Raw genomic sequence first — 16,537 nt, 5'->3', positions numbered from 1 at the left:
ATACTTAATCTCTCTCGGGCAGAACTTGCTGCGCAGTGGCCGCTGACAAATAGGCCGCCTCAAGCAAACCATAGGTTAATAAACTGTCCCGCCCCGACGTCTCCGGTTCGCGATTCTGGCGCAAACACTCAATAAAATGGCGTTGCGTATGCACCACGCTGTCCTGAATCTGTTTCCATGGCTCACTCGTCCATGAACGCGCGTCATGTTCGATCTTTTCTTGCCGGGACTCACCCTGGGTATGGAGGGTTAGCACCTGATCGGCGCCAATTAACAAGGTGCCTGCGGTACCTTCAATCTCGACCAATGTTTGTGGGAAGGGGTCTGGATAGCGTTGTGAGGCATAGCTGAAATCGAGCACTGTCGTTGCGCCATTCTCATGTGAGAGCAAGAGGGTGGCAGCATCTTCACCGGCAATACCCACCTTGATTTGCTGCGTGCGGCAAAACACCCCCTGAACCTCGCCAAATAGGAATCTCGCCAGATCCAATAAGTGGATCCCGACGTCCATGATCATGAAACGTTTAACTTTTATCAGATAAGGTTGGTTCGAATAGACATCAATGGCGGTTCGCCAGGAGAGCCGGCCAAAGGTTAATTGGCCCAATTCACCACGGTCGATAATTTTTTTGGCGGCCCTGAATACATTCTGAAAGCGAAAGTCTTCATGGACCATCAGCGGCACATTCGCGGCTTGTGCCATGGCAACCATCCGTCGGCATCCCGCAAGGTCGGGCGCAAACGGTTTTTGCACAATCACCGCGATATGGTGTGACACCGCAGTGCGAACCAAGGCTTCATGGGTTTCCATCGTGGTGGGAAGATCGACAAAATCTAATGTTTGTGCCGCCAACAGCGCATTAGCATCGTCGGTATAATGCGCGATGCCGAATTTCTCTGCCGCTGCTTTGGCTTTCTCAATATCCAGATCACATACCGCGACAATGTCGACATCTTCAATATCTTTCCAACCGGCCAGATGATTTTGGGCAAAAAAGCCACAGCCAATAACGGCCCCTTTCAGTTTTGAAGTCATTTATTTAATGGTCTCTGATAACTGATTCTTGCGACCGCATAGGCATCCAGACTGATGCCCTGACCAATATCCCGTGCCTCACTTGCTTGGCGGAATAGCTGTGGTGATAGTGCGGCCTGCTCACTGTGAGCAACATCCAGGATACGAACCTTTACAAGATCCACATCTGCCACCGTGACATTCACCGGTTCACTGGCAAGATTGGCAATCAACAAGATGTTTTCACGGTTTTCCTGCCAGCCAATAACGGCCAGTTTTTCATTGCTTGATGTCACCTCAAGGCGCGGTTTACCACTGGCGGAAGCCAAATCAGCCACCACATGAAATAACGGATACACGCTACCTTGACTCTGTTCATCCCACCACTGGCGGGCATAGCGCTGTTTAGTTGAAATCACGCCAAACGGCCCGGTCGGTGCCGCCAGAACCAAGCTATCAATGCCATATTTTGCGATTACGGCGGCGTAGCCAACATGCCACGCCGCAGCAAATAGGCCGCGCTGGCGAGGATCATTCGCGGCCAGCCCCACGCGGGCAGAATTCGGATTAACGACCGGACCCTCGCCATATGGGTTTAACCGCGCGCCAATCCCAATAGGGCCAATGCGATATGGCACATTGCCAGCGATGTGCCGAGCGGAGCGAATGATGTGTGGTAATGACTGCAAGGTTTCTATTACTGAGGCATCATCCGCCGCATGAACGGTGGGTGTTGTCGCATGTGTAATAAAATCAAATGCACCAAGAGAAGGGCGCTTGCGGTTGAATTCAGTAAAGAATGCAGGGCTTCCGCCCCCTACCGGAATACCAGGGAAGGCGTTTTTAGCTTCAGCATAGATAGTGGTATCAGTGGGGGATGGTGGGCGAACCTCACCGGGCTGGAATGAGCGTTCATCCGTTTTGGCGAAAATAGCCACTGATACCGGCGAGATGCCAACATCTTGCAACAGTTTTGCTGCCTGTGCTATCTCCGGTGCCGGGTCATGGCTGGCGGTTAACAGTAATTCAACCGCTACCGGAAACGTTGTGCGGGAAGCCAGTTGGCTTGCGGCGGCGAGATGTTCAATATTGTGTGACGAGGAGGGGTCATAGCGCAGCAAAAAATGTACCGGGCCAATATTGGCCAGTTGTGATGTATAAGCGATAGCCTGTGCACTCTCATCAGCAGACAGCCCCAAGCCAATGGCTGGCATGGATTGTTGGGTTAGCGCGCCAACATCCACGCGGGCAATGGGTGCCGCATCAATGACCGGTTTATCTGGTGATCGGTTGGTGTTGTCGCTGATATGAATGATGACTGATTGATGCAACACCTGCTCTGGTAGCAAGCGATAGGGATAAGGCAAACCAATCGGGCGGTTGTATATCTTAAAAGAGGCATCCGACCAATTGCGATGGTCTTCGGCTTCAAAAATATCACCATCAAATCGAGTGACAACGGAGATATTCTCAATCGGCCGATGGGTAATTGCCCGAATATTGAATATAGGTTGCCCAGGGCTGATGGCATCAGGGATGGTTAAATCGGTACTTTCTCCCGTCGCATGTTCGACATGAACGGTGGTACCGGCAAACCCGACCAAGGGATACAGTACAACAAAACCGGTACGATTGGTTTCAAAAGAGGTGTCGGCAGCAATACGGGCGCTTGCTGACAATGTTCCATCGCTACGGCCTGCAAAGTGGATATTGACCCTGAGTTGTTCGCTGCCATTAACGTAATGTGCCTGATAGTTCACTTCAAAGGCATCATCACTCTGATGAATATCCAACCCACTAATCTGCGGTTCTGGCGTTCCCCATCCCGGAGTGCGAACCAAGAAGGTCACCGCCCGTAAAATTTCTACGCCATGCCAGCGAATCCAACGTAAAGATCCATTGTCAAATTCAGCGGATAAAGAGGTTGCGGACAGAGTTTGTTTGGCCGCCTCGATGACAGAGGTGCCGGTAAGGAAGATAGCTCTGCTCATCTTTTTTGCCTCTTGATGAAAATATCAAATGTCACGGCGGCAACAATAATGATGCCGATCAGCAACTGCTGTATGTATGGGGATATATTTAGAATGACCAGTCCGTTTAACAACACACCAATCAGCAGTGTGCCAATTACCGTTCCCCAAATACTGCCGGTTCCGCCATACAAACTGGTGCCACCAATAACTACCGCCGCTATCACATACAATTCATACTGGTTACCCGCCACGGCTTCTGCCGAATTCAGGCGTGCGGTGAGTAAAAAGCCGCCTAGCCCGGCGAATAATCCGGTTAGCGCATAAACACTGGTCACCACGCCTTTCACATTCAGGCCACATAAACGTGCCGCTTCAGGATTCGATCCAATGGCATAAATGGATCGGCCATAGCGGGTAAAGTGCAACGTGAGTGAGGCAATAATCGCGACCAGCGCAAAGACGATGACTGGCACCGGAACCGGGCCAACCATGCCACGCCCCCACCAACCAAAGGCTTCATCAACCCCACTGACCGGGCTGCCATTACTTATCATCAGCGTTAGCCCGCGAAATACGGTCAGCCCGCCCAAGGTCACGACAAAGGCGGGTACAGTCAGGCGGGCAATAATCAATCCTTGTAATGCGCCCGCTAGTCCGCCGGTGATAATTGCGGCCAATGCTGCCCATTGCCAGGCAATTTCCCGCCCATCAGAGAACAGCATAAACTGGCCTTCAATACCGCCTTTGGCGACTACCGCGGCGACCATTCCCGATAAAGCGGCAATCGCCCCGACGGATAAATCAATGCCACGGGTCAGAATAATAAATGTCATTCCCACCGCGATAATGCCGTAGATAGAAACTTGCCTGACAATATTAAAAAGATTGATTGATGAGAGAAAACGCGGAGCCAATAACGTAAATAGCGCCATCAGCAACACAAGAAAAATAAGTGGGGCATAACGCGCCAGAAGAGCTTTTTTCTTATTGCTGTTTTGATTTTTAATCAGGATTGTCGAGCTCATAGTCATATCTCTAATCCAATAAATTAATTCACACTTGCGCAATAGGGCGCGTCATTAATTGCATAACGTTTTCTTCATTCGCTTCCTGTGCCGACAACTCCCCGGTCAATTGACCGGCGCGCAGAGTGAGAATACGGTCACTGACGGCAAGGACTTCAGGTAAATCCGAGGAAATCAGAATGATAGCGACACCCTTTGCCGCCATATCACGTAGCAACCGGTGGACATCCGCTTTTGCGGCAATATCGACGCCGCGCGTCGGCTCATCGACAATCAGCAACGCTGGGTGCTGAGCCATCCAACGTGCCAGTACTACCTTTTGCTGATTGCCCCCTGATAAGGTGGCAATATTGGCCCCTAAACTGACGGCGCGCAGGTTTAGCTGTTTTTTAAAATCAAGAAAGGAAATCCGTTCACGTTGACGATCAATGACGTGGCGGTTCGTGCGTAAAGGGGAGTAGATAATCGCGAAATTCTCTTCCACCGTGAGCGACATAAACAAGGCTTGCTGCTTACGGTCTTCCGGCACCAGACCAATACCGGCAGCAATTGCATCACGGGGGGAGGCCGGGTGGTAGGCTTTGCCCTTAATACGTAATGTCCCGCTTCCTATTGGGTCTGCGCCAAATAACAGCCGGGCAATCTCAGTTCTTCCGGCCCCTACCAGCCCGGCAAAACCGACAATTTCACCCGCCCTGGCCGTAAAGCTGACATTACGTACGGTGACACGTTCAGCTCCCGTCGCTGCACTCGACAGGTTTTCGACTTCCAGAATATTGCTACCTGTAATATGGCTCGCATTGCGGTCGAACTGTGCTAAATCGCGCCCTACCATCAAACGGACCAGACTCTCAATAGAGATATCTTTGACGTCTCCTTCTCCGACCAGTAGACCATCTCTTAACACGCTGTAGGTTTGGCATAAGGTTTTAATTTCTTCAAGGCGGTGACTGACGTAAATAACAGCCACTCCGCTTTTAGCAATGGTACGTACCACCTGTTGTAATTTATCCACTTCCGTTGGACTTAATGCAGCGGTTGGCTCATCCATAATAATTAATCGGGGTTTGGAGGTTAGCGCCCGTGCAATTTCAACTAACTGCTGTTCAGCAATGCTTAATTCAGCAATCTTGCGTAAGGGATTGATAGTCACGCCAAGTAATGCCAATACGTGGTGCGCATCTTTCACTATGGTGTTCCAACGGACAAAACCAAATCGATTCACCGGTAAATGTCCGGTGAAAATAGTTTCGGCCACCGTTAAATCAGGGAACAGGCTAAATTCCTGATGAATAGTTGTAATACCCGCCTTCCAGGCATCAAGTGGTTTATTAAATGAGGCCGTATGACCTTGCAAAATAATAGTGCCGCCATCAGGTTGGTGCACGCCACTTAATATATTAATTAGTGTTGATTTACCGGCCCCATTTTCGCCTAATAACGCTCTTATTTCCCCCACCTGCAAAGAAAAAGAGACGTTATCAAGCACCGTCTGACCAAAAAATAATTTGGTCAGATTCCTGACACTAATATATTCATCTATTTCCCGATTGATTTCCGGAGAATCGGGTGGCGATGAGAGTGATAACATAGCGGACGACATTATTTTACGAGCCCGATTCGTTCTGCATCATTAAGATTTTTGCTGGTAATTGCGACAGGGCTAACCAAGACATCTGCTGTTGCCGGGCGAGCACCTGTACGGATGTAATCGGTCAGAATTTTTACTGCCTCTCGGCCTTGTTTCCCTGGGTACTGATCGATTGTCGCGGTGAGTACACCGTCTCGTACCGCTTTCAATGCATCAGTTGAACCATCGTAACCAAAGATAGCAATCTTGCCTTTTAAGCCTCGAGCTTCAACCGCTTGGGCGGCCCCTAATGCGCTGTCATCATTAGCTGCAACAATAACTGTTGGGGTCTCAGCCAGGCCAGTTAACAGATTTTCTGTAACAGATAAGCCCTGGTCACGGTTAAAGCGTGCGGTTTGCTCGGCAACAAATTTGTAAAGTTCAGGCTGCTTATCCAACGTGTCATGCACACCCTTATTACGATCATTTGCTGTTTTGTCGCCCGGAATGCCCTGTAAGTTAATAATAGTGGCTCCTTGAGGGAATAATTTTGCTACGGCTTCCCCTTGGCGCTGTGCACCAATCAAATTATCTGCGGCTACATTGGCAATAACTTCGGGTACCCCATTTACCGGGCGGTCAATAGTGACCACGGAAATACCTTCTTTAATCGCATTACGTAATACGGGAGCCAGAGCGGTTGCATCGGCTGGGGCAATAATAATGCCATCAACCCCTTGAACAATTGCTGCTTCAATATCGGCAATTTGTTTAGGTGCGCTTAATTGGCCATCAGAGCGAATGATTTTTATATTACCTAATTTTTTAGCTTCATCTTCAAGTTGCTCTTGTAGAAAAACAAAATGAGGAAAACTGTATGTTAATGCTGAAACTAAAATCGTCACCGGAGCGTCTTTGCCTTTCGGCGCAGCATTAGCTGACAATGCAAAGGTGCTCAGTGTGATAGCTAATGTTGTTATTAAATAAGTTATTTTGCGCATAAGATAGTACTTCCCCGTTATATAAAATTATCTAATATATAGTTTTTTGTAAAAACAACATGAAAAGAGTGGTTAATTACACTTATTGTGAATCTTATTGGTGAAATAATAGGATTTGACTATATCATGAGGATGACTATTTGAAATGGCAGTTCTACAGAATAATTTCGTCTTTAAATATGCGAAAAATAGAATATCAATTTCAGCAAATAATTAGCTAAAGAATATATTGATAATATGACTGTCGAAGAGCGACTACCTTGCACAGGCAGCTAAGATATTAAAATAAGTCAGACCAGCATGTTAAAATTATACCGGTCGGCAACGGAGAATATTGTTTAAAACCGGTATGGGCGGTGGGCAGCCCTGAGTCAGGGAGGGTAACACTGGCGACTTGAAATCCGGTCTGCTGCGGGGCAGATAATCAGCATGCGACTCAATATGCCGATATCTGGTGCAGAGGACATCGTTTAAGAACACGTGGGTTCAGTCAAATAAACCACTGTTTACTGGCTATTGTCGCAGCGCCGCTGGCACCGTTAAATGCTGACGATGAAGCTTGCACGAAGCGCACTACGTCATGGGAAAGCGGGCGGCGCAAATAAGTTCGTATTTGCCGGATCAATGCTTCTAGTGGGAAACCCGGCATATCCATCACCCCGCCGCCGAGCACTATCGCATGGGGATCAAACAGATTAATGCTGGTGGCAATGGCTTTCGCCGTTCGTTGCATAAACTGCACAATAAACGGCTGCCCGGTGGCATAGAGAAACAGTTCACTTAGCTCAAACTCGCGCGGCGTGCTGTCATACCATCGGCGTAATGCTAAGCCGGAGCAGGTGGTTTCCAAACAGCCGTAATTGCCGCATCCACACTGCTTTTCATCATCTCCCATGGGGATATGCCCCAATTCACCTGCTACGCCGTGTGCTCCAGTCCAGGGGGCGCCATTCATCCAGATAGCAAACCCCATGCCGGTACCAAGATAAGCACCGAGCACCAATTGCCGCTCAAGTTGATGTTCATGTACGTCATAGGAGAGTTGCATATTAACATCACGCTCGAATTGAACCGGGCAGTGTAGCGCCGCACTCAGCTTATCGGCCAGCCCCGCCAGGTCAGTCGAGGTTAACGGTAAATTTGGCGTGGAAATAATGCTCTTTTTGTCGTTCTCTACCAGTGCCGGGAACCCCATGACCAGCCCTTGGCAGCATGCATTATAACGTTCAAGATATTGATGCAGTCGGGCGCTTAATCCAGCAACTAACCCCGAGGCAATGACATCAGCGGTACGTAACTTCTCACAATGAAGCATCACACCATCGCGCTTGAGTAAACAAAAGCGGATATGGGTCGCCCCCATATCGACCCCGATCACCACGTCATATTTAGGCATGCTGTAACACCTCACTCTTGGCATGAATGATTTGTTGCGACATCAGCGCCCAGGCTTTATCGATATCAGAGGCATGATTGAACAGCCCAGAAGAGCCAACAATTAGCACATCGGCCCCAGCCTCAATCAGACGTTGGTAAGTTGCCTGATTACAAGAACCATCAATTTCAATTTCATAATTAAGCTGGTTTTTTTCACGCCAGGCTTTCAGTTCAACAATTTTATCTAACATTTCAGGGATAAATGGCTGTCCGGCAAAGCCAGGGTCCACCGTCATGACGGTTATTTTATCTGCTTTATGAATGTAATATTTCATGCTATCGACCGGTGTTTCTGGATTGAGGATCAGGCCGACTTTCATCCCTAAACTGCGGATCTCCTCGATCAAGCGAAATGCTTGCCCGTTGAGGGTTTCTGGGTGCAGCGTGATAAAGTCTGCGCCCGCTTTTGCCAAAGGCGCAATGTAATCCTGCGGGCGCGTCACCATTAAGTGGCAGTCCAGTGGTTTGTTAGCGATACGTTTCACTTGGCTGACGAAAAAGGGGGACAGTGTCAGGTTAGGCACAAAATGGCCATCCATAATGTCGATGTGAAAATAGTCCGCATTTTGGTCAATAAATTCAATTTGCTCTTTAAATTTCAGCAAATCCATACACATCAGGGAGGGAGATATCTTCATTATCGAGTCCTTACTTACTGATAAGTCGGTCGAGGGCGACAGCGGCAATAATCAGGCCGCCCATCACCACCAGTTGGTAATAGGTTTGTACTTGGAGAATATTTAGACCGTTATTGATGGTGCCTATAATCAGGCCACCAATAACCACAGAAAAGATGCGCCCCTTGCCCCCAAAGAAGCTGGTACCACCAATAATGGCACTGGCGATGGCATAGGTTTCAAACCCCATCCCGGCCAGCGGTTCAGCCGCGCCAAGGCGGGCTGTCGAAACCACGCCAGCAAGACCGGCACAAATACCCGAGATGATAAACACGACTAGCATGTGAAATTTCACATCGATGCCGGAATAGAAAGCTGAGTTTTTATTGCCGCCCAAGGCGTAGATATTGCGACCAAGGCGTGTACGGGTGGTCAGAAACCAAAGTACTATGGCGATAAACAGGGCGAATAACACCGGTACTGGAATGCCTAACACACTGGCAGCAAAGAAATTTACAAACTCAAACGAGAAGCCATACACCGAGTTGGCATCAGAAATCACCAAGGTGATACCGCGAAAAATGGCATTAGTGCCAAGAGTGATGATGAAAGGGTGCAGGCCGGTCCAGTTGACCAGACAGCCATTGATGGCCCCCAGCGCGCCACCTACCAGCACACCACCAATCAGTGCTGCGAATATTGGATCGACCCCAGCCAGCATCAATTTTGCGGTAACCATGCCAGACAGCGCCAGAATCGCACCAACAGACAAGTCTATCCCCGCCACTAAAATGGCAAAGAACTCCCCCATCCCAATTAATACGGTGACCGAGCTTTGGACGAATATTTGCGTGATGTTATTGGTAGTAAGGAAATACTCCGACGAAATAGAGCCAAAGATAGCCACAATGATCGCCAGAATGAAAAAAGTGCCGTATTTATCCCAAAAAGCGGCGAAGTTAAACGGCTTTTTCCCAGCCGTATCCGATTTCACTCTTGTGGTAATGCCCATGCCATAATCTCCTCTTCGCTGATGTCATCGCGGTTGGTCAGGATTTGCGTCAATCGTCCTTCACAAAACACCGCAATACGGTCGCAAACGGTAATAATTTCGGGAAGCTCAGAGGAGACCATCAGAATGACTTTCCCCTCATCCGCAAGGGTGCGCATCACTTTATAGATCTCGGCTTTAGCACCCACATCAATGCCTCGGGTGGGTTCATCAAAAATAATCACGTCGGGATGACAGCATAACCATTTAGAAATCAATACTTTTTGCTGATTCCCGCCAGACAGTTCTGTGATGTTTTGCGACACCGAATGGCACTTTAGTGCCAGTAGGCTTCGTTGTTCTTCGGCAATTTCCTGCTCAAGCTGTGGCTTAACCAACCCCATTGCACCTTTGTAACCCCCTTCTTTTAAGCTATGGCTGATAGCCATGTTTTCAGCGATAGAGAAATTGCCGAAAAAACCGTTTTCACGCCGGCTTTCAGTGATATAGCCCATGCCTTTTTTCAGTGCATCCAGCGGGGAGCGGGGGGTGATATTTTTGCCATTCAGCCAGACTTCGCCATGGCTGGTTTTGTCGACACCAAACAGGCAATTCATTAATTCGGTGCGGCCAGAACCCACCAAACCGGCAAACCCGAAGATCTCGCCCCGGTTGACAGCAAATGAAATATCGCGGACTTTTTTCTTATCGCGACTGGTCAGGTTTTTCACCTCAAACACCGTGTCGCGTACTACGTTGCCGGTATTTTCTTTGAAGGCAATAAAGCGGTTTTGTAATTCGCGCCCGACCATCAAGCGCACAATATCGTCGTTAGTGACATCCTGAATCATGCCGCTACACACACTGCTACCATCTTTCATTACTGTATAGCGATCGCAAATACGGCGGATCTCATTCAGTTTATGAGAGATATAAACAATGGCTGTGCCCTCCTTGCGCAACTGATTCATAATTAAGAAGAGATAATCCACCTCTTTATTAGTTAGTGATGAGGTTGGCTCATCCATAATAATAACTTTAGCATCGAGCATTAATGTTTTAGCAATTTCCAACATCTGTTTATGACTGATAGATAAATTAGCCACTTTTTCATCAAGGCTGACTTTTAAACCCACGCGCAATAACATTATTGCTGCCTGGATACGCATTTTTCTCCAGTCTACAATGTTTATACCGCAGACTTTTTTCGTCAGGTGACGGCCAATATAAAGATTTTCTAATACTGTCAATTCATCAATAACACTAAGTTCCTGATAAATGATTCCGATACCTAATTGCGCTGCCTGTTTATGGTCCAGTTTGTCGTAATTAATATCATTAATAGTTATTGAGCCACTCGTTGGAGAGTGAATACCTGACAATACTTTCATTAACGTTGATTTACCTGCGCCATTCTCACCTAATAACGCATGAATTTCATGTGTAAAAACAGTTAAATCAACGGACTTTAAGGCATGAACCGGCCCAAAGGATTTGCCGATCCCCGCCATAGAGATATAAGGCGTGACCATATAATCACCTTAGTTTTTTATTCCTACCGAAATCTACCCTTACCCGACCTAACCCGTAAGAGGAAAACCGAGTGAGTGGCTCTGCTCTTTAATCGGATATTAGCCGGGTGGGTACGGCTATAATGCTATTTGGTGACCAGTACAGAATCCACTAGCGTAAACTGCGGCTGTTTATCCAATGGGATCACTTTCCCCCGTTGAACCGCTTCCACCAGCAGCTTCAACCCGGTAGCACCGATATTCGCTGGGTTTTGTGCAACCGTGGCGGTCATTTGCCCGGCATCTACCATCTTACGTGCTTCGGGTATTCCGTCGGTGCCGACAACCAGAATCTTGCCAACTTTACCTGCATTGGCGACTGCCTGTGCTGCCCCCATCGCCATGGTGTCATTGGCACAATAGATAGCTTTCAGATTGGGGTTGCGCTGCAAAACATTGGTGGCGACATCTAGCGCTTTAATACGATCCCAATCAGCAGGCTGGCTGGCAACTAATTTGATTTGGCTGGCTTGCTTAAATGCTTCGGTTGCTCCCGCACGGCGTGCTTCACCAGAAGCGTTACCCGCTTTACCTTCGATAATAGCGACTTCACCACCGGTAGTGCCTAATTTATCAATAATAAAAGCCGCTCCTTTGGCACCTACCGCATTATTGTCGGTCGTGACAAAGGCCTCGACATTGCCTTTAGCTTTTTTCAGATTATCCATATCAATTTTCTCGTCGAGATTGACCAGATAAATTCCTTTTTGCCAGGCACGAGCCACAGGCATAACCAGGTTAACTGAAGACAGTGGCGCAAAGGCTATACCTTTGTAATTCTTATTACTCAGATCTTCGAATAATTGCAGTTGAGACTGAAAGTCACCTTCAGAGGGGGACGCAAATATATCTACACTGACACCTAATACTTTTGCCTCCTCTTCAATTCCTTTTTTCATATCCACCCAAAAAGGATTAGAGAGCGTTTTTAAAATAACCGCATACTCTGCGGCAGCGAACGCACTGGTGGATAACATCATACCTATGGCTGCACCACTAAAGAGTTTTAGAAGTTTATTCATGGCTCATTTCTCATTGTAGGGAGAGAGTTCCGGCATGTCTTAAAATAGAGACATGCCGGTTTTTTATTACTATTATTTATCTCGCCGGAAAAAGTCGACAATAGCGCCGGTTTTTTCCAGATTAATCGTGGCTCGTTCAATATCTTGTTGTGCTACAGAAACAAAAAATGCATCTAATAATGTGAGTTGTAATATACGCGCTGAGGCGTTTCGCCCTAATAAAGGGGTCTCTGGTGCTGGCGAACAAATAATAAAATCAGCCAGTTTGGCAATAGGGGAGTGATAGCTATGAGTAATACATATAATCTTCGCTCCATTCTTCTTTGCCAATTCTACAGCGGCTTTTAAATCACTGGTGCGCCCGGAATGGGACACTACCAGCACCACATCACCTTCTTTCAGTAATGCAGCGGACATCATCATAATGTGTGCGTCTTGGTAAGCCTGGCAACGCACGCCTATACGCAGTAGTTTATGCGCGATATCGGCACAAATCGAATTCGAGCCACCCACGCCGTATAAATCACGCTGTCTGGCACCATAGAAAAAGCGTGCAGCACGGTGGATTTCATCGACGTTAACGATCGATTGCCCTTCCATAATCGTGCGCAGGGTGATGTTAAATACCTTATTAATCACATCCTCTGGCGCTTCATCAAACGATAACTCAGCCGGTAACACCTGTTCAGACTGCGAGAAGTAATCAATCAACGTACTGCGCAGATTGCGAAAGCCACTAAAACCCAGCAGTTTTGAAACTTTAACAATCATTGCTTCCGACACCATGAGGGTCTCGGCAACATCCTTAATCGCCGGTGCGGCACTCAAGTTCCCAGGTGTAAGAAACCATTCAACAATACGGCTTTCATTTTCCGTCATCCCCTCCTGCTTCATTCGTAGGTAGGGGGCGATACCGATCCCGTTAGGAATACCTTGATCAAACTCTGACTGACTCATCTCGGTCCCATGTCCAAAAATTGAAGACGTCACTATATCACCACAATGTGTTGACGAAATATGCAATCAACTTCACAGAATTTGATAATTTATAAAGTAACTATGGTTTGTGTAGTTTCTCATTGGCGGGGTTAAATATTATAAATCAATTTATTATAATTAAAATCAATTGGTTGTGTGTATTGCGTAGAGGTTATTTAACGGGATGTTCTTTATGGTTACTACACAAGTTATTTAAATTCGATGATTATTGTGCGTAAAATGGACACATTGCTGCGCGCCATTGTCGGGGTTTTTAACTAAAAGTATCGTTTTAGCTCACATAAAAATGAAATTTGTGAAGTTTGGCTTACTGACGAATGAGAGGTTATTCAATGAAAAGTATTGCTCTGGGTTGCGATCATGTTGGATTTATTCTGAAAGCGGATATTGTTGCTCACTTACAAACGCGTGGCATCAAGGTGATTGACAAAGGTTGGTGGTCTACAGAACGTACGGATTATCCACGTTATGCCAATGAAGTTGCTGAGGCGGTGACGGCTGGGGAAGTTGATGGTGGCGTCTTGATTTGTGGTACGGGCGTAGGCATCTCGATTACGGCAAATAAACATCCCGGTATCCGCGCGGTAGTGTGCAGCGAACCTTATTCGGCACAGCTTTCCCGACAACATAATAATACTAATGTACTGGCTTTTGGCTCTAGGGTCGTAGGGTTGGAACTGGCTAAGATGATTGTGGATGCCTGGCTTGATGCAGAATTTGAAGGGGGGCGACATCAAACACGGGTAGACGCCATAACCGAGGTGGAAACACGATTTAACGCATTGTAATAAGACCGACCACTATTCCTGTCGATATGTAGAAAGGGTTCGTTATCCCCCCATCTTGCGAGGGGGGATAGACTTATTTGCTGATGCGCTCGACATAGCCTTGACCAATGACAAGGCGGCCTATGGGGCAGCCACTTTATAATCAGGGCCGTTTGTCTTCTCACTGGTGTTAAAGCATGGCTTATCAACTTAATCTTAATTGGCCCGAATTTTTAGAGAAATACTGGCAAAAACAACCTGTTATATTAAAAAATGCCTTCCCTAACTTCATTGATCCTATTACGCCAGACGAACTGGCGGGTTTGGCGATGGAAGCGGAGGTAGATAGCCGCCTAGTCAGCCATAGTAATGGTCAGTGGCAGGCCAGTAATGGGCCGTTTGAGCATTTTGATAATCTGGGTGAGACCGGATGGTCGTTGTTGGCTCAGGCAGTTAACCACTGGCATGCTCCGTCTGCCGAACTGGTGCGCCCATTTCGCGTGCTGCCGGACTGGCGTTTAGACGATCTGATGATCTCTTTTTCCGTACCGGGTGGGGGTGTTGGACCGCATATCGACCAATACGACGTCTTTATCATTCAGGGGATGGGCAGCCGCCGCTGGCGCGTGGGTGACAAATTACCATTGAAGCAGTTTTGCCCACATCCGGCGCTGCTCCACGTTGAGCCTTTCACACCAATCATTGATGAAGACCTCGAACCGGGTGACATTTTATATATCCCGCCGGGCTTTCCGCACGACGGTTTCACCCATGAGACGGCGCTCAATTACTCTGTCGGATTTCGCGGGCCGAATGGCAGGGATCTGATCAGTAGTTTTGCTGACTATGCGCTGGAGAAAGATCTCGGCGGTGAGCACTACAGTGATCCTGATTTAACCTGCCGGGAACATCCGGGGCGGGTTGAGGAACACGAGCTTGATCGCTTGCGCCAGATGATGGTTGATATGATTAATCAGCCGGAAGATTTTAAGCAGTGGTTCGGCCGCTTTGCTACCACGCCGCGCCATGAGTTGGATATTTCTGCCGCGCAACCACCCTACGAGCAGGATGAAATTGTGGGTGCTTTGATGGATGGTCAGATCTTGACGCGCCTGAGTGGCTTACGTGTTCTGCAAGTTGGCGACAGTTTCTTTATCAACAGTGAACGGCTGGAAACGACCGATGCTAAAGCTGCTGACGCACTGTGTCGTTACACCATGATTGGCAAGAAAGAGCTAGGTGAGGCACTAAATAACCCAGCTTTCATGGCTGAGTTAACCGAATTGATTAATCAGGGTTACTGGTTCTTCGACGAATAAAAATGCAATCAAGAGTGGCTTCCGAATGCGAATATCATGATGAGATTCGGAGGCCGCAGTGATTTTCCCACCTTGTATACAAACCAAACGATTAATCAAGCCGGGGCATTTTTATGGCTATAACCGATCTTTTATTGGCGATTTTTTATAAAGTTAATTTGATTTGAAGGGGAATAAGATAAGAAATAATTTAACGATAATAAAATAAATTATGGATGGCTGAGGGGATGTTTAATACTACAGGGATAAATGTAAAGGCATTAATAAATAGCCCCACTTAATCTAAGTGGGACTTTATGCTATTATTTTGTCTTAGTTTTTGGCTGTCTGATCAGTGGTGGTAGTATTCTGGCCCTGGCTGATAGAGTAGGTCCCTTTATAGCTATCACTGTCGCCGATATTTGCCATTGAAACAGTTGGTGCCAGGATTGCTGCGATAAGTGCGATTGCTGCGATGGTAGTTTTCATAATAAATTCTCTTCTATTTGTGTATGTGAAAGCGGGTTGCTTTCGATAGGAATAATGTTACTCCGATCACAGAATTTGAATACTAAAGAGAATTGTTCATCTTGTTCAAAAAAAATGAATGAATAAGGGCGATGGACCCTTTGTTATAATGAGCATAATTTATCACTGCACAGAAACAAGAGGCGCGCGGTTGCGCAACTCGCTAACTATTGATGAGTTTCATCTGCTTTACCGTTGCTCAACAGGGTACTTACGCAGGCATATCAATGAATGAGGAAAGTGGTCTTCTAAAATCTTCAGGATGTGGGGATAACGCCACTGTTCGTAAATGGCGATTACAGATAAACCATATCTCATCGCGGTCATTAGACAATATATAGTAAGCATCTGAGGTTTCTGATGGATTGAATAGACCTAATGCTCGATAGGCAGATGTTTCATTAAAGCCGCTCTGAAGTGGTAGTGGCCTTGGCCCATTGTCCATTTCACTGACTCTTAGATACAGCCCTTGTTCCAGCCACACCATCAGATAACCTCAAATTAAGTAAATTTGCATTAATTATAGTGCACAAATATTTATGATTTATAAGACTCGTCTGTTAATCAAAAAAAGAGGGGCAAGTGAAGTGAGTCCCCCCATTGATTCCCTATCATCCTAGGGGCAGGACAACTCAGCATAGGTCGCTAAATTTTACGGCGACAAGATATTGATAGCCTCATTAGGCCATTCCACTTATACGTGGCAGAATATAAAAAAATAAA

The 16,537-nt window shown here is 47.1% G+C and carries 15 protein-coding genes; 2 read left to right on the top strand and 13 right to left on the bottom strand.

From position 1 onward, the window contains the following. Positions 1 to 4 precede the first annotated feature (4 nt). From V1953_RS15235 to V1953_RS15185, 11 genes are all read right to left on the bottom strand, one after another. Positions 5 to 1,036: a Gfo/Idh/MocA family protein gene (locus V1953_RS15235; protein WP_083159725.1), complete on the bottom strand. Its 1,032-nt coding sequence runs from the start codon at positions 1,034 to 1,036 to the stop codon at positions 5 to 7. Next, positions 1,033 to 3,006, bottom strand: coding sequence for a hypothetical protein (locus V1953_RS15230; protein ID WP_442851090.1), 1,974 nt, complete (start codon positions 3,004 to 3,006; stop codon positions 1,033 to 1,035). The genes V1953_RS15235 and V1953_RS15230 overlap by 4 nt, the downstream gene beginning before the upstream one ends. Then, the gene (locus V1953_RS15225) at positions 3,003 to 4,013 is read right to left on the bottom strand and encodes an ABC transporter permease (RefSeq protein ID WP_083163817.1); all 1,011 of its coding nucleotides are present in this window, start codon (positions 4,011 to 4,013) and stop codon (positions 3,003 to 3,005) included. Before V1953_RS15225 ends, V1953_RS15230 begins: the two co-directional genes overlap by 4 nt. Positions 4,014 to 4,041: 28 nt before the next feature. Next, a complete protein-coding gene (locus V1953_RS15220; RefSeq protein ID WP_442851089.1) occupies positions 4,042 to 5,616 on the bottom strand; it encodes a sugar ABC transporter ATP-binding protein in 1,575 nt (524 codons plus the stop codon). Next, positions 5,616 to 6,584: a substrate-binding domain-containing protein gene (locus V1953_RS15215; RefSeq protein ID WP_083159721.1), complete on the bottom strand. Its 969-nt coding sequence runs from the start codon at positions 6,582 to 6,584 to the stop codon at positions 5,616 to 5,618. The genes V1953_RS15220 and V1953_RS15215 overlap by 1 nt, the downstream gene beginning before the upstream one ends. A 490-nt stretch (positions 6,585 to 7,074) precedes the next feature. Continuing rightward, positions 7,075 to 7,980 (bottom strand): allose kinase, encoded by a 906-nt coding sequence (alsK, locus tag V1953_RS15210; RefSeq protein WP_083159719.1) that lies wholly within the window; start codon positions 7,978 to 7,980, stop codon positions 7,075 to 7,077. After that, entirely contained in the window at positions 7,973 to 8,659 is a 687-nt protein-coding gene (gene alsE, locus V1953_RS15205) for a D-allulose 6-phosphate 3-epimerase (protein ID WP_083159717.1), read from the bottom strand. The genes alsK and alsE overlap by 8 nt, the downstream gene beginning before the upstream one ends. A 10-nt stretch (positions 8,660 to 8,669) precedes the next feature. Beyond that, positions 8,670 to 9,650, bottom strand: a complete 981-nt coding sequence (gene alsC, locus V1953_RS15200) for a D-allose ABC transporter permease (protein ID WP_049605299.1) — start codon at positions 9,648 to 9,650, stop codon at positions 8,670 to 8,672. Next, positions 9,629 to 11,161 carry a D-allose ABC transporter ATP-binding protein AlsA gene (gene alsA, locus V1953_RS15195; protein WP_372568852.1) on the bottom strand — a complete coding sequence of 511 codons (1,533 nt, stop codon included), beginning with the start codon at positions 11,159 to 11,161 and terminating at the stop codon, positions 9,629 to 9,631. Before alsA ends, alsC begins: the two co-directional genes overlap by 22 nt. A gap of 125 nt (positions 11,162 to 11,286) precedes the next feature. Beyond that, a complete protein-coding gene (alsB, locus tag V1953_RS15190; RefSeq protein ID WP_050081748.1) occupies positions 11,287 to 12,222 on the bottom strand; it encodes a D-allose transporter substrate-binding protein in 936 nt (311 codons plus the stop codon). Between the two features lie 72 nt (positions 12,223 to 12,294). Then, positions 12,295 to 13,179 (bottom strand): MurR/RpiR family transcriptional regulator, encoded by an 885-nt coding sequence (locus V1953_RS15185; protein WP_442851088.1) that lies wholly within the window; start codon positions 13,177 to 13,179, stop codon positions 12,295 to 12,297. Positions 13,180 to 13,553: 374 nt separating this feature from the next. Here V1953_RS15185 and rpiB point away from each other — a divergent pair, with 374 nt between their 5' ends. Together rpiB and V1953_RS15175 are read left to right on the top strand one after the other, a co-directional pair. Further along, the gene (gene rpiB, locus V1953_RS15180; protein WP_050286045.1) at positions 13,554 to 14,009 is read left to right on the top strand and encodes a bifunctional allose-6-phosphate isomerase/ribose-5-phosphate isomerase RpiB; all 456 of its coding nucleotides are present in this window, start codon (positions 13,554 to 13,556) and stop codon (positions 14,007 to 14,009) included. A gap of 176 nt (positions 14,010 to 14,185) precedes the next feature. After that, positions 14,186 to 15,307 (top strand): ribosomal protein uL16 3-hydroxylase, encoded by a 1,122-nt coding sequence (locus V1953_RS15175; RefSeq protein WP_083159711.1) that lies wholly within the window; start codon positions 14,186 to 14,188, stop codon positions 15,305 to 15,307. A 312-nt stretch (positions 15,308 to 15,619) separates the two neighbouring features. Here V1953_RS15175 and V1953_RS15170 read toward each other — a convergent pair whose 3' ends face one another. Then, positions 15,620 to 15,775, bottom strand: a complete 156-nt coding sequence (locus tag V1953_RS15170) for a hypothetical protein (protein ID WP_193784700.1) — start codon at positions 15,773 to 15,775, stop codon at positions 15,620 to 15,622. Between the two features lie 250 nt (positions 15,776 to 16,025). Continuing rightward, positions 16,026 to 16,301: a hypothetical protein gene (locus tag V1953_RS15165; RefSeq protein WP_083159708.1), complete on the bottom strand. Its 276-nt coding sequence runs from the start codon at positions 16,299 to 16,301 to the stop codon at positions 16,026 to 16,028. Between the last annotated feature and the right edge of the window lie 236 nt (positions 16,302 to 16,537).

The sequence above is a fragment of the Yersinia sp. 2541 StPb PI genome (assembly GCF_052217145.1).
In the GTDB taxonomy this organism is placed as follows: Bacteria; Pseudomonadota; Gammaproteobacteria; order Enterobacterales; family Enterobacteriaceae; genus Yersinia; species Yersinia enterocolitica_E.
Note: the sequence above shows the minus strand (reverse complement) of the source record. Positions and strands in the feature narration are given on the sequence as shown.

Coding starts and splice junctions, on each gene's coding strand:
- V1953_RS15170 (WP_193784700.1), bottom strand. CDS start 15,775: ATGAAAACTACCATCGCAGCAATCGCACTTATCGCAGCAATCCTGGCA.
- alsE (WP_083159717.1), bottom strand. CDS start 8,659: ATGAAGATATCTCCCTCCCTGATGTGTATGGATTTGCTGAAATTTAAA.
- alsA (WP_372568852.1), bottom strand. CDS start 11,161: ATGGTCACGCCTTATATCTCTATGGCGGGGATCGGCAAATCCTTTGGG.
- V1953_RS15225 (WP_083163817.1), bottom strand. CDS start 4,013: ATGAGCTCGACAATCCTGATTAAAAATCAAAACAGCAATAAGAAAAAA.
- V1953_RS15220 (WP_442851089.1), bottom strand. CDS start 5,616: ATGTCGTCCGCTATGTTATCACTCTCATCGCCACCCGATTCTCCGGAA.
- V1953_RS15235 (WP_083159725.1), bottom strand. CDS start 1,036: ATGACTTCAAAACTGAAAGGGGCCGTTATTGGCTGTGGCTTTTTTGCC.
- V1953_RS15215 (WP_083159721.1), bottom strand. CDS start 6,584: ATGCGCAAAATAACTTATTTAATAACAACATTAGCTATCACACTGAGC.
- V1953_RS15185 (WP_442851088.1), bottom strand. CDS start 13,179: ATGAGTCAGTCAGAGTTTGATCAAGGTATTCCTAACGGGATCGGTATC.
- alsB (WP_050081748.1), bottom strand. CDS start 12,222: ATGAATAAACTTCTAAAACTCTTTAGTGGTGCAGCCATAGGTATGATG.
- rpiB (WP_050286045.1), top strand. CDS start 13,554: ATGAAAAGTATTGCTCTGGGTTGCGATCATGTTGGATTTATTCTGAAA.
- V1953_RS15175 (WP_083159711.1), top strand. CDS start 14,186: ATGGCTTATCAACTTAATCTTAATTGGCCCGAATTTTTAGAGAAATAC.
- V1953_RS15230 (WP_442851090.1), bottom strand. CDS start 3,006: ATGAGCAGAGCTATCTTCCTTACCGGCACCTCTGTCATCGAGGCGGCC.
- alsC (WP_049605299.1), bottom strand. CDS start 9,650: ATGGGCATTACCACAAGAGTGAAATCGGATACGGCTGGGAAAAAGCCG.
- V1953_RS15165 (WP_083159708.1), bottom strand. CDS start 16,301: ATGGTGTGGCTGGAACAAGGGCTGTATCTAAGAGTCAGTGAAATGGAC.
- alsK (WP_083159719.1), bottom strand. CDS start 7,980: ATGCCTAAATATGACGTGGTGATCGGGGTCGATATGGGGGCGACCCAT.